The sequence below is a fragment of the Streptomyces sp. NPDC101237 genome, assembly GCF_044767465.1.
Lineage (GTDB): Bacteria > Actinomycetota > Actinomycetes > Streptomycetales > Streptomycetaceae > Streptomyces > Streptomyces gramineus.
This window is the reverse complement of the sequence record NZ_JBIWNY010000022.1, coordinates 72,747-85,723: the sequence shown is the minus strand read 5'-3', so window position 1 is coordinate 85,723 and position 12,977 is coordinate 72,747. Positions and strand designations below refer to the sequence as shown.

9 protein-coding genes are annotated in these 12,977 nt (G+C 70.6%); all 9 read right to left on the bottom strand.

Features of this window, described 5'->3' with window-relative positions; genetic code table 11:
* Positions 1–28 precede the first annotated feature (28 nt).
* Entirely contained in the window at positions 29–1,222 is a 1,194-nt protein-coding gene (locus ACIRQ9_RS29380) for a cytochrome P450 (protein ID WP_404179886.1), read from the bottom strand.
* 60 nt (positions 1,223–1,282) lie between these two features.
* Positions 1,283–1,969, bottom strand: coding sequence for a phytanoyl-CoA dioxygenase family protein (locus ACIRQ9_RS29375; RefSeq protein ID WP_404179883.1), 687 nt, complete (start codon positions 1,967–1,969; stop codon positions 1,283–1,285).
* Positions 1,966–2,649, bottom strand: coding sequence for a phytanoyl-CoA dioxygenase family protein (locus ACIRQ9_RS29370; protein WP_404179881.1), 684 nt, complete (start codon positions 2,647–2,649; stop codon positions 1,966–1,968). Before ACIRQ9_RS29370 ends, ACIRQ9_RS29375 begins: the two co-directional genes overlap by 4 nt.
* The gene (locus ACIRQ9_RS29365; protein ID WP_404179878.1) at positions 2,636–3,445 is read right to left on the bottom strand and encodes an aldo/keto reductase family protein; all 810 of its coding nucleotides are present in this window, start codon (positions 3,443–3,445) and stop codon (positions 2,636–2,638) included. The genes ACIRQ9_RS29370 and ACIRQ9_RS29365 overlap by 14 nt, the downstream gene beginning before the upstream one ends.
* A 7-nt stretch (positions 3,446–3,452) precedes the next feature.
* Positions 3,453–4,313: a radical SAM protein gene (locus ACIRQ9_RS29360; protein ID WP_404179875.1), complete on the bottom strand. Its 861-nt coding sequence runs from the start codon at positions 4,311–4,313 to the stop codon at positions 3,453–3,455.
* Positions 4,310–5,491, bottom strand: a complete 1,182-nt coding sequence (locus tag ACIRQ9_RS29355) for a radical SAM protein (RefSeq protein ID WP_404179872.1) — start codon at positions 5,489–5,491, stop codon at positions 4,310–4,312. The genes ACIRQ9_RS29360 and ACIRQ9_RS29355 overlap by 4 nt, the downstream gene beginning before the upstream one ends.
* A 226-nt stretch (positions 5,492–5,717) precedes the next feature.
* Positions 5,718–6,068, bottom strand: coding sequence for a hypothetical protein (locus tag ACIRQ9_RS29350; RefSeq protein WP_404179869.1), 351 nt, complete (start codon positions 6,066–6,068; stop codon positions 5,718–5,720).
* Positions 6,069–6,316: 248 nt separating this feature from the next.
* Positions 6,317–9,304: an AfsR/SARP family transcriptional regulator gene (locus tag ACIRQ9_RS29345; RefSeq protein WP_404179866.1), complete on the bottom strand. Its 2,988-nt coding sequence runs from the start codon at positions 9,302–9,304 to the stop codon at positions 6,317–6,319.
* A 379-nt stretch (positions 9,305–9,683) separates the two neighbouring features.
* A complete protein-coding gene (locus ACIRQ9_RS29340) occupies positions 9,684–12,737 on the bottom strand; it encodes a glycine--tRNA ligase (protein ID WP_404180053.1) in 3,054 nt (1,017 codons plus the stop codon).
* Positions 12,738–12,977: the final 240 nt, after the last annotated feature.

Genomic DNA, 12,977 nt, shown 5'->3' with positions numbered 1-12,977 from the left:
CATCGCCGCGGCTCTGCTGCGGTCCGCCTCAGGCGTTCCGCGCGACCACGAGGTCGTCGGCGAAACGCGCCCCGAAGTCGCCCTTCCAGACCGCGGTCAGCCGGGGCAGCTCCTCCAGCAGGCCGGTCGAGGCGAGTTGCAGCATCATCTCCCGCATGACCTGCCGCGTGAGCCCGGCCGCCAGACACGCGTGCCGGCCCCGCCCGAAGGCGACATGGCGGGCCCCGGTTCTGTCCGCGCGGAAGGTGCCCGGGTCGTCGAACCGCCTCGGGTCGCGGTTGGCCGCCACCAGCACGAGGACCACGCGCGACTCGGCCCGCACGGTGTGCCCGTGCAGGGGCAGATCCGCCAGCGCGCGCCGGGTGGCCAGGTGGAAGGGCGTCACCAGCCGCAGCGCCTCGTCCACGGCCCCGTCGACGTCCTCCTTGAGGTCGACGGCGGCGCCCTCCGGGCCGGTCAGCGCCTCCAGCAGGCGGGCGACGGCCGCCGCGGTGGGCTCCAGCGCGCCGCTCACCAACTGGGCGTAGATCGCCGTCGCGTCCAGGAGATCCAGCGTCCCGTCGGTCAGCGCGCGGCTCAGCGCCGAGGCGAGGACGCCCCGGGGCGTCGTGCAGCGCTGGGCGACGAGCGCGGTCAGTTCGTCCAGGGCCTCCTCCGCGAGCCGCCCGATGCCCGGGTCGTACGTCTCGATCGGCCCGACGGCCAGGATCCGGGTGGCGCAGTCCGCGAGCTGTGCCAGGCCGTCCGGGTCCTCGTCCAGCAGATCGCCCAGGCCGGCCGCCAGAGCGGGCCTGACGACATCGGAGAACAGCCTGTCGGGTGTCACCGCGGGACTCGTCGCCGCGACGGAATCCGTCATCGCCGTGACCATCCGCCGGACGGCGGCGGGCGTGAACAGCGGCAGGAGCAGACGCCGCATACCGGTGTGGCGCGGCGGATCGGAGAACACGGGCCAGCGGTCGATGAACTCCGTCACCCGCCAGTAGGTGGTCTCCTGCTCCTGCGTCAGCGAGGGCGGGCAATAGGTCTCCACCTGCGCGCCGAGCCGGGGGTCGGGCAGCAGGTCGTACACGTCGTCGTACCGCGTCACGTACCACGTGTTCGTGCTCTCGTCCCAGTGCACCCCGTGCGACTCGCGCAGTTCGTCGAACCACTTGACCGGTTCCGCGTCCCGGTCCGTCGGGATCTGCGGCACCGTGCTCTGCGCCGTTACGTTGTCCATCACAATCCAACCCGTTCGATTGACGCGCTTCACAAGGCCGACGGAGTGCCGGGGGAGGGGTTACAGGAGTGTCCGGTCGGCGAGCAGATAGCTCGTCAGCTCCTGACGCGCTTCGGCCGACTCCGGCACGGCCGCGTAGGTCGTGGTGATCTGCCGCCGCTTGTCGGCACCGCCGAACGACGCGTGGTAGGAGTGCGGATCGAAGGCGATGAGGTCACCGGGCGAGGAGTCGACGGTGAAGGCCGGCACCTCCTCGGGCCGCATGCCGAGGCGGCCCGCCGGGTTCTTCATGTCCGCGGCGAACGAGTCCCAGCTCCCGCCCCTGCGGTGGGTGCCCGGAATGATCCGCAGCGCTCCGGTGCCGCCGTCGAGCGGCTCCAGATACTGGACGATCTTGAGGAGCCGCAGGGCGCGGTGGTCGCCGTCCCGGTGCCAGTAGGTGGCGCCGTCGTAGCGGACCCCGTCGCCGCCGACGTAGACGACGTCCGTGCCGAGCAGCCGGCGGGCCACCCGAGGGCACCGCTCGTCGGCCAGGAGCACCTTCTGGAGCACCTCGCTGCGCTCGGCGATCCGGGCGACCCCCGCCCGTCCCTGCCGGCCGACCTGGGAGAAGTTCTCGAAGACGTCCTCGAAGGCGTCGGACACGGCCGGTACGACGTCGTCCTGCACGCCGCGCAGGTGGAGGAAGCCGAACGTCCTGAAGCGGGTGACCTCGGCGTCGGTCACCGACAGAGAGGCGAGTTTCATCCGATGGACACCGATCCGGAGACGTAGCGGTTGAGGAAGTAGCGGCGCGTGTCGCGCTGTTCGGTCTCGGTGACCGGCTCACCGACGCAGTTGAAGGCGAGCTGCCGCCGTACGTCGCCGTGCCAGGCCGCGTGCATGACGTTCGTGTCGAAGACGATGACGTCGCCCGGCCGGGACGCGACGACCACCGCCGGCACGTCGCCGCCGGCGAGAGCGAGGTCCTCCTCGTGCCTGATGACGTGCTGGGTCGGTTCACCGAGCCAGCCGTTGTCGGCGCGGTGCGAGCCGGGGAGGAAACGCAGGGCGCCCATGTCGTGCGCGGTCTCGTCCAGGTACAGCACGAAACGCAGGAACGGCGTGGTGTAGAAGCCGTCCGAGTGCCAGTACGAGTCACCGACGAGCGCGTTGGCGTCGCCGGTGATGACCTGGTGGTCGCGTTCGAAGTACGCCCCGCAGATCGCGCGCACCCACGCCGATCCGGAGATCCGCCCCAGCTCGGGCATCTCGTTGAGGGCGTCGAACCTGGTGACCCGCTCGGTCGGGGTACCGGCGGCCGGCAGATCGATCAGCCGGCCGAAAGCGGCCCGCAGGTCCTCCACGGTGTCCGCGGCGGCGCCGGGGAGGTGGGCGAATCCGAACACCCGCAGCTGCTGCGCGACCTCCGCCTCATCGAGCGACATGGGACCGCCCGGGTGCGGAGTGCCGAGCGGCGGACGTCGGCCAGGCCGGCCCGGCCGTGTAGTCGTCCAGCTGCTCCCTGGTCCGGGCCCCGACGACCACGGCTTCGGGGCGGTAGATCTCGTGGATCTCGGCGATCCTTGCGGCGATCGTCCGCGCCCTGCGCTCGGCCGGCACCTCCCGCAGCCGGGAGCCGCCCGAGAAGAGGCTGCGGATCACGAGACGGTAGTCGGCGAGGAGGTGCCGCACGTTCGTGTCCCGCGGATCCAGCTGGTCCGCCTCGCACATGACGACGCTGCCGGCGGGCAGCCGGCCGGCGATCTGCGGCAGGCTCACGTCCGGCAGCAGCACGCTGACGCCCACCAGATCGGCCTGCCCCGTCCGCGAGCAGTGCCCGGCGAACCCCGCGAGGTCGATGTCCGACACCCGCCTCGGCTCCGGGTTGTGCACGAAGGCGACCTCGACGTGGTCGCGCCCGAGCCGCTTCAGGCTTCCCTCCAGCGACTTGGCCATGCCGTCGAGGCTGTAGTCCAGGGTGGGCAGCGGTGTGGTGGTGTCGATGCCGACCTTCGTCCACACCGACGCGTCGGCGGGCAGGTGCGCGCCGAGGTCCTCCTCCGCTCTCCCGCGGGCGTACACGGGCGAGGTGTCGAACGTGGTGAAGCCCTGGGCGAGCGCGCCCTCGATGAACTCCCGGCCCTCGTCCGCGTCGCGACCCAGCACCATCAGGCCGTTGAAGGAGCCCGAGCAGCGCATGGTGCCGATCACCACGGACGGCTGATCCTGCATCGTGTTCATGGACGACTCACCCTTCGTGGGATTCCGAACGGCAGATCGCCATGCACGCCAGACCGGTGGTCGGTGGTTCGCAGAACGACTGCTCGAGCGCTTCGCTGATCTCCTGCCGTGTCGCGAAGACCGACACCTGCTGAGAACTGTCGTAGGGGCAGCGGCGCAGGAAGCCGTCCGCGGACAGGTACAGACGCGCGGACTGGCAGGACCGGACGACCGGGCCGCGCAGCCACTCGTGGTAATCCGACACCACCGTCCTCAGCTGCTCCGACATGCCGAAGAACGTGTCGATCAGCGCCAGATCACGCTTGAGGTGGGGGTTCTCGAAACGGAACGTCGGCGACGGCAGCAGCGGGCTGACCTCCACCGGGACCTCGGCCGCCTCGACCACCGAGACGATGTCCTTGAGGTCGTCCTCGTCCAGTTCGAAGGCGGTGACGTGCAGGCTCGCCCTGCGGTGCCCCAGCGCCTCGAAGACCTTCGGCGTCGAGGAGATGGTCCGGCCGGTACGGCCGATCTCGTCCGCCCTGCGGCTGTCGGCGGAGACGGTGACGTGACTGAGCATGCCGGCGACACCGGCGAGCGCATCGAGCCGCGGGCCGGTCCTGGCGGCGGTGACCACCGAGGTGCGGAAGCCGAACTGCATCGCCACGCGCACGAGTTGACGGAACTCCGGGTGGTCGGTCGGCTCGCCGCCCGACAGGCACAGCTCGTCAACGCCGAGTTCGTGGAGCCGCGACAGGGCCCGCGCGTAGGTCTCCAGGCTCAGGACGTCGCGTCCGACATCGGCGCGGAAGCAGAACCGGCAGTTGACTTCGCAGTTGTCGGCGGTCGAGACGAGCACTCCGTTGAGTGCTCCGAGGCTGTGGGTCACTGCAACCCCGTCTGGTCGGTGAGGGCGAGTTCGAGACCCACCTGGAAGAAGTCGCACATCTGCGGGTCGGGCTCGGGGTTGTTCCGCAGCGAGACGTCGTTGCGGGACGGACCACCGCAGACGGCGGCCGCGGGGCACTCGCCGCACTGCTTCGCCGGCAGGAGGTTCTTGGCGGCTCCCGCAAGGAGTTCCGGCTGCTCCCGAAGCTGACTGATCGGGAAGACGAACGAGTCGTCGCGCCAGTTCAGGTCGAGGATGGAGATGCGCCCGCGGGACAGCAGGGCCGCGTTCAGGCCGCCGTCCTGCTGGATGTGCTCGTACATCTTCGGCAGGCGGGTGTCCAGGGCCTGGTAGATGCGGTCGAGCGAGGAGAACAGCATGGCACCGCGGGACAGCGCGAGGAGCCGCGAGCGGAACACCGCGCGGCACAGCGCCTCGCCGTCGACGTGCCAGCGGCCGGAGATCGGAATGGGGGTGTTGACGTAGATGAAGTTGATGCCGAGGGACAGCACGTACTCGACGGTGTCCGGCAGGTTGCTCACGTTGATCGGCGTGGGGGTGAGGTTGCAGCCCACGTGCACCCCGGCATCGAGCAGCCGCTGGATGTTGCGGTGGATCCGCTGGTCGGCGGGTTTGCCGGACAGCAGGAACCGCTCGACCTTGTTGTCGTCGGGAGCCCCGTCGAAGGAGACGCCCACGCCGTACTTGTACTTCTTGAAGTGCTCGATCATGGGGTCCTTGATGAGGACGCCATTGGTGACGACGGTGAACTGCACCCGCCCCACGCCGTGCTTCTCGGCGAGTTCGAGGGCGTACTCGTCGCCGTACTGCATCAGGTCGAACCGCGTGGTCGGCTCGCCGCCGAACCACTGGATGGTGACCTCCTCCTGGCCCGCGTTCTGCTCGAAGAGGTACTCGAGCCCCTCACGGAGGTCGGGGATGGTGATGTCGTCGGCGCCCGTGTTGGTGTCCACGAAGCAGTACGTGCAGGTCATGTTGCAGCGGTCGGTCACCACGATGCGGTATCCGCTGATCCGCGGCGGCTTCCCGGTCATCCCCAGCCCGTTGATCCGGTCCAGGACGAGATCGCGCTGAGGCGCGGCCGGCGGCTCGGAGGTGAAGCCCAGCTGTTTCATCTCCGCCAGGATCTGGGGCTCGTCGTCGCGTATCCGCTTCATCTCATCGGCGGTGAGACTCGCGCTCCCCAGGGATACGGGGTCGAAGACAATTCCCTCCTCCCCCTGAGCGACGAGCAAATACTTGTTCCAGAGTCGATCGGCATCGTTCGTCACGGTGAACTCCTAAAGAAACGGAACCAGCCATGCGTCGGAACGAACCGCACAGCGAGAAGCCCGCTGCGGTGCCACCGTCGCTTGCCGATGACACCGCAGCAGGATGGATCGATCAGTCTTCTTGCGCGATGTTCGCGTCCTTCAGAACACCCTGGACGATCTCGGTGTAGTGCTTCTTGAGATGCTCGGTGTTCTCGGCCGTCGCACCGTCGGCGAGGACGATGATGCCGGGCAGCGACGGGTTGGGCGCCATCAGGACGATGCCGGGCGGGTCAAGGCTGATCGCCATGACGGCGTCCTCGACCGGCACCCACTCGATCCGCTCCTTGACGGCGTCCATGACGCTGGCCTGCTTGGCCTTGAAGTCCTCGCGCTCGCCGAACCACACGCCCGACTTGCCGCGCGATCCCACGGCGTCGGCGTAGATGAGGTGGTTGTCCTTCTGTTCGCGGGGTTTGGGCATTCAAACGCCTCCTAAGAAAGGGCCGAATTCGGTCCGCGCCCGCCCCGGAGCTGAATTACTGACCGCTCCGCGGCTTTTTCTGCGCATATTGCGACCGCTGGCGCTCACTCTCGCACGCCGGAGAATATACGTGGTCCATCCCTGGTATATTCGACGTGCGCCTCGCCATTTCGGCATTCCCGCTCCGCCGCGAAGCGGATTTCAAAGACGTGACGCCATGGGCCGTCAAGAACCCGCGACCGGCACCGTCACGACGCGTCCGCCGGCGTGGCGCCGCCCGGCAGCCGGTCCAGAATCAGGCTGACATCGTTGGCATCGGGCAGGCCGAGACCGGTGAAGAGTTCATGGGCCTTGGCGAGCCGGATGCGGGCGGTGTCGACGGCGCCGCGGTCGGCCTCGGCCCGGCCCAGGACCATCAGCGCGTAGGCGTGGTCCCGTACCGCTCCGATCTGCTCGCACAGGGCCACGGCCTCGGTGGCGTACCGCACCGCCTCGTCGTACCGCCCCGTCCTGCGGAGCGTCTCGGCGAGCCGGTACAGGGCGTGCGCCTCGCGCCCCCGGATCCCGGCCGACCGGCAGACCGCGAGGCACTCGGTGTAGCGGGCGACGGCGTCGCCGAACCGCTCGTGCTCGTGCAGCGCCAGCGCCAGCACGTACAACGCGTAGGCGACCCCCGGAAGATCGCCCAGGGAACGCAGGGTCACCAGCGTCGCCTCGCAGGCCGGGATCGCCTCGGCGGCCCGGCCGCTGCGCACCCGGGCGAGCGCCGCGTTGATGGTGGTCGCCGCCTCGCCGGACCGGTGGCCCAGGACACGGGCGAGCGCGATCGCCTCGTCGAAGCACTCCACCGCCTCGTCGTAGCGATGCAGGAACATGACCGCCACACCGAGGTTGTTGAGCGCCTGCCGGAGGATGACCGTGTCCTTCGTGCTCCGTGACGCCGTGACGGCCAGACGGGCGTGCTCCTCGGTGTCGGACGGGCGGGCGGCCTGCAGCGCGATGCTGCTGCACAGCAACTGCGCGCGGCCCAGCACCCGTTGGTCGCCCCGCAGTTCGGCCTCCCGCGTCAGTTCCAGGGCGGCGGACCGCAGCCCCTCGAACCGGACGTCCGCGCAGAAGGGACTGACCGCGATGAGCAGGTCCACAGCGGTCCGCAACTGGCCGTCGTAGGGCGCCGACCGCAGGACCACGGAGTGCAGCGCGGCCGCCGTCACCAGCACGATCTCGCCGGTGATCCAGGAACGCGCCGTGTGGACGTCGTCGAAGCGCAGTCCCTGGGACCGCAGCGGGCCCAGGGAGTTCGCGACCGGGTCGCCGGGCACGGCCTGCGCGAAGGCGTTGCACGCGGTGGCCAGCAGGTAGTCGAGCAGTCTGCCGAAGGCCTGCCGGGCCTCGTCCCGGTGTTCGGGCTCCGCGCACTGGGCGAAGGCGCGGAGCAGGTCGTGGTAGCGGTAGCGACCCGGTTCGGGGGACTCCAGCATGGCGGCGTCCACCAGGGCTTCGAGCAGTTCCTCCGCCGTCTCCTCGTCCGTCGCGAGCGCGGCCGCCGCCACCGGCAGCCCGAAGTCCAGGGACCCCGGGACCGCGAGCAGCCGGAAGGCGCGGGCCTGCTCGGGCGGCAGTTGCCGGTAGCCGAGTTCGAAGACCGAGTGGATCGACACGTCGCCCACGCGCAGTTCCTCGATGCGGCGCTGCTCGTTGGCGAGCCGGGCGGTCAGGGTCGCGATGGCCCACCGCGGCCTGGACGCCAGCCTGGTGGCCACGATCCGGATCGCCAGCGGCAGGAATCCGCACAGCCGGAGCAGTTCGAGCGCCTGCTCCCGCTCCGCGTCGAGCCGTTCCTGCCCGATGACCGTGCCGAGCAGCGCGAGGGCCTCGTCGGGTCTGAACGTGTCGATGCCGAGCTGCTGGGTGACCGGCAGGCCGAAGAGCCGGGACCTGCCGGTGATGATGACCCCGCAGCCGACCGATCCGGGCATCAGGTCCAGCACCTGGGACGCGTCACGCGCGTTGTCCAGGACGATCAGCACCCGCTGGCCGTCCAGCATCGAACGGAAGAGTTTGCAGCGGTCCTCGAGGGAGTCGGGGACGTCCTCGGCGGCGACGCCCAGCGACAGCAGGAACCCCGTCAGGACGCCGGCGGGCTCGGCGGGATTGTCGTCCGCCCCGCGCAGATCGGCGTAGAGCTGCCCGTCCGGGTAGGCGTGCCGTACGCCGTGGGCGGTGAACAGGGCCAGGGAGGTCTTCCCGATCCCGCCCATCCCGGCTATCGCCACGACGGTCGGCGCGCGCCGGCCGGGCGTGGTCAGCAGGGCGTGCATGTCGCTGACGGCGTCGGTGCGGCCGGCGAAGTCGGGCAGCAGCGGCGGAAGCTGCGCCGGAACGGGCAGCGGCTCCCGGTCCCGGGCGGGCGCGGGGAGCGGTTCGGGCGCCTTCGGTTCGTCGGGCACCGCGGGTTCCTCGACGGCCGCTATGGACAGGGCCGGATCGTTCTCCAGGACCTGCCGGTAGACGGCGGTCAGCTCGGGACCCGGATCGATGCCCTGTTCCTCCAGCAGCAGCTTCCTGACACCGCCGAACACCGCGAGCGCGTCGGCCTGCCGCCCCGCCCCGTAGAGCGCGCGCATCAGCAGGCCGTACGGACGCTCACGCAGCGGGTACATGGCCGTGAGGTCCGCGAGGTCGGGGATGACCTGGCGGTGGCGGCCCAGGGCCAGATCAAGGTCGAAACGTTCCTCCAGCAGGGCGATCCGTAATTCCTCCAGCCGGTCGCGCTGCCGCATGGCGAAGGGTCCCGGCACCCCGGCCAGCGTCTCTCCCTGCCACAGGTCGAGCGCGCGGACCAGCCTGTCGCTCGCCTCCTCCAGCCGCCCCGAGGCCCGCGCCTGCGCCGCCTCGCGCGTGAGCGTCTCGGCCTGTCCGACGTCGAGCGAGGCCGGGGGGACGACCAGACGGTAGCCGTCGCCGACCGAGACGAGGACGCTCGGCGCGGAGCGGTCCGGTTCCAGGAGTCTGCGCAACTGCCAGGCATAGGTGCGGATCGTGGTGGTGGCCTTGCTGGGGGGCGTGGGACCCCACAACGCGTCCACCAGCTGTGCCTTCGACGCGGTGTGTCCCGGTCGCAGGAGCAGGACCGCGAGCATGGCCCGCAGCTGTGGGGGACCGAGGTGCAGTTCGTGGTCGCCCCGGTACGCGCGGACCGCTCCGAGAACGGCGAAGAGCAGTTCTTCCGTCACCTCGCCCAAGCCCTCCTCGCCCGACCACTCCCAACGCCGTCGTCACCACCGTGGTCACGAAACTCACCGCGGGGACCGGTTCACGTGCGGATCGATCGCCTGTGCGCTGAGGTGGCCAGCCGACCGAGGCCGGCGAACAACCAGCCTACCAATCGCGTGGGTTCATCCACGAAAATGTGTATACAACGTGCCGTCACCGGGGCCGAGGGCCGGGAAGGGGCGGCTCCGGGGGAGGACGTGCGAACGGCCGGCACGGCGTGTTCGCCGTACCGGCCGAGGAGTTCCGGACGCCGCTCACGGAGGACCCGTGCCCGGACGCGGGAGCGGGGTGCCCGTACGGGCACCCCGCTCATGAACCGTCAGTGGCCCACCGGACCTCTCAGACCAGCGACTCCCAGTCGACGATGCCCTCGGCGAGGTCGCGGACCCCGGCGAGCAGCCCCAGCCTGTTGGCCCGGACCGCCGGGTCCTCGGACATCACCAGGACGTTGTCGAAGAAGACGTTCACCGCGTCGACCAGTTCGCCCGTCTCCGCGGCGAAGCGGACGAGCGAGGTCTCCCCTTCGAGGACGTGCCGGCACTTGACCAGGGCTGCGTGCAGGGCCTGCTCGGCGGGCTCGTGGAGCTGCGCCGGGTCGTACACGGCCTCCAGGCCGGCCGGCACGATGCGCCGCACCCGCTGGAACGCCGCGAGAACGGTGGCGAACCGGGCGTCGCCCTGCAGGCCCTCCAGCTCCTCCAGGGTCCGCGCGGCCAGCCGCGGCGAGTCGCCGCGCACCAGCACCGCGCGGACGTCGGTGGTGGAGTGCCCCAGCTCGATCAGCTGCTGCTCGAAGCGGCGCAGCACGAACTGGGCCGCGTCCTCCAGATGCCGCCGCTCGACCGGGACGGCCTGGTGCTCCGCCGCGACGGCCAGCGCCTGGCCGAGCCGGACCGCGGCCAGGTCGCTCCTGCTGAGGAGGATGTTGACCACGCCCAGCGCGGAGCGGCGCAGCCCGAACGCGTCCGAGCTGCCGGTGGGTTCGGCGCCGATCGCGAAGAGGCCGACCAGCAGGTCGAGCCGGTCCGCCAGCGCCAGCAGGGCTCCCGGCAGCGTCTGGGGCAGCGCGTCGCCGGCGGAACGGGGCAGCTCGTTCTCGTAGAGGGCCTGCGCCACCGCCTCGCTCTCGCCCGCGCGCACGGCGTATTCGCGCGCCATGATGCCGGCGAGGCTGGACAGTTCGGTGACCATCTGGGAGCCGAGGTCGAACTTGGTCAGGGCCGCGGCCCGTTCCAGGACGTCGTGGTCCGTGCCGGACAGGCCGACGATCTTGGCCAGCCGGAGGGCGATGGCCGAGATGCGGTCGGCGCGGTCCGCCATGGAGCCCAGACGCTCCTCGAACGTGAGGAGGTGCGTCTTCTGCCGCATCTCGCTCAGCGGGGTCTCCAGGTCCGCCTTCCAGAAGAAGGAGGCGTCCTCGTAACGGGCCCGCAGGACCGCCTCGTTGCCGTGGCGGACGACGTCGTGGTCGCACGTTCCGTTCGCCACCGCGACGAAGTGGGGCAGCATGCTGCCGCCGGCGTCCACCACGGGAAGGTAGCGCTGGTGCTTGCGCATGACGGTGACGAGGATGTCCGACGGCAGCGTCAGGTACTTCGGGTCGAAGTTCCCGAGGATCGGGGTGGGGGACTCGACCAGGTTGGTGATCTCGTCGATCAGCGCGCCGTACTGCTCCGTCTGGATGTGTCCGCCGACGGCCTCCGCGAGCCGTGCCGCGCCGTCCACCACCAGGCCCCGCCGCTCGGCGGCGTCCGCGAGGATTCCGTGCTCCTTCAGAAAGGGCAGGTACCCGTCGGCGGTCGGCACCTCCGCGGTGGGTGGCACCGCGTCACGGTGAACCTGCGTCGTACGTCCCGACGTCAGGCTGGACACCGTGAAAGGGACGACCCGCTCTCCCAGCAGGGCCATGATCCAGCGGATCGGACGGGTGAAGGAGAGCCGCGGGGCGTTCCACCGCATGTTCTTCTCGGAGCGCAGACCGGTCACGACCTCCGTGAGGAGGGCGGACAGGACCTCCTCGGCGGGGCGTCCGACGACCTGCCGGGTCAGCGCGACGTGCTCGTTGGCGCCGACGGTGACACGGCCGAGGTCCGCGGGCTCGGCGCCGTTGCTCCTGGCGAAGCCGACGGCCGCCTTGGTGGGGTTCCCCTCCGCGTCGAACGCCGCCGAGACCCGAGGCCCGCGCACGGTCTGCTCGTAGTCGCTCTCGCGGGGCTCCACGCCGAGGACGGTGGCCACCACGCGCCGCGGGCTGGCGTCGACCCTGATCTCGCCGTGCCCGAGCCGGGTGGCGCCCAGCTTCTCCGTCAGCGCGGCACGCACCGCCTGCGCGGTCCTGGTGACCTCGGCCGGCGGCATCTCCTCCACGCCGATCTCCACCACGAGGGTGGCCGGCCCCGGTTCGGCCGGTGCGGCCGCCGCGTCCGTGTCCTGTTCGGCCCCGGCGGGCTCGGCGGGCTCGGCGTCCGCGGTCCGCTCCGGGGCCTCCGCCACCGCGGCGGGGGCTGCGGCCGGGGCGGAGTCGGCGCCCGACACACGGCCGAGGGGGAAGCCGAGTTCCTCGCGGCGCGCGACCCACAGCTCGGCGACCTCGTGGGCCAGTCCGCGCATCCGGGCGAAGGAACGCGCCCGCTCGGTGGTGGAGATGGCGCCCCGCGCGTCGAGCACGTTGAACGCGTGCGAGCACTTGAGGACGAAGGAGTACGCGGGGACCGGAAGACGCGCGTCGAGCATGCGGCGCGCCTCACCCGCGTAGGCCTCGAAAAGGCTCCGCTGGGTCTCCAGGTCGGCCTCGTCGAGGTAGTAGCGGCTCATCTCGTACTCGGCCTGGCCGAAGGCCTCGCCGTAGGTGACACCCGGCGCGTACTGGAGGTCCTTGAAGTGATTGACGCCCTGAAGCGCCATCAGGATGCGCTCCATGCCGTAGGTGATCTCGACGGACACCGGGTCGAGGGTGATGCCGCCGGCCTGCTGGAAGTAGGTGAACTGGGTGATCTCCAGACCATCGAGCCATACTTCCCAGCCGAGCCCCCAGGCGCCCAGCGCCGGGGACGCCCAGTTGTCCTCGACGAAGCGAATGTCGTGGGCCGCCGTGTCGATGCCCAGTGCCTGCAGACTCCCGAGGAAAAGCTCCTGCGCGTTTCCGGGCTCGGGCTTGAGGATGACCTGGTACTGCGTGTGGGTCTGCAGCCGATTCGGGTTCTCGCCGTAACGGGAGTCGTCGGGCCTGACGCTCGGTTCCACGTATGCGACGCGCCACGGCTCCGGTCCCTGGACCCGCAGGAACGTAGCGGGGTTGAGCGTGCCCGCACCCACCTCGGTGTTCATGGGCTGAACGACCAAACACCCGTGTTCGGTCCAGTACTTGTTCAGCACCAGCAGTGCTTCTTGCATCGTCAACACCGAGATCATTCCTCCACGGGTACGGCACATGCTCAGGGCATCTCCCGGCTGAGGCTCAGGAGACCATGGCCTGCGGGAGTCTACCAATCAGGGTGTTTCCGCTCGGCATGGCCGGGGAGCCAACGGGGGCCGCGTCCGGGCCATTTGCGACGGGCCCCGCGGAGGGCCCGGCGAGCCCCGGAGCGGCCGGGACCGGCCGGCGGCCGTCACCGCGGGCCCGGGTGTCCTCGG

Bases quoted from the DNA above. Each gene is read 5' to 3' on its own strand.
- ACIRQ9_RS29350 (WP_404179869.1), bottom strand. From the start codon at position 6,068: ATGCCCAAACCCCGCGAACAGAAGGACAACCACCTCATCTACGCCGAC.
- ACIRQ9_RS29340 (WP_404180053.1), bottom strand. From the start codon at position 12,737: ATGCAAGAAGCACTGCTGGTGCTGAACAAGTACTGGACCGAACACGGG.
- ACIRQ9_RS29380 (WP_404179886.1), bottom strand. From the start codon at position 1,222: ATGGACAACGTAACGGCGCAGAGCACGGTGCCGCAGATCCCGACGGAC.
- ACIRQ9_RS29355 (WP_404179872.1), bottom strand. From the start codon at position 5,491: ATGAAGCGGATACGCGACGACGAGCCCCAGATCCTGGCGGAGATGAAA.
- ACIRQ9_RS29375 (WP_404179883.1), bottom strand. From the start codon at position 1,969: ATGAAACTCGCCTCTCTGTCGGTGACCGACGCCGAGGTCACCCGCTTC.
- ACIRQ9_RS29370 (WP_404179881.1), bottom strand. From the start codon at position 2,649: ATGTCGCTCGATGAGGCGGAGGTCGCGCAGCAGCTGCGGGTGTTCGGA.
- ACIRQ9_RS29365 (WP_404179878.1), bottom strand. From the start codon at position 3,445: ATGAACACGATGCAGGATCAGCCGTCCGTGGTGATCGGCACCATGCGC.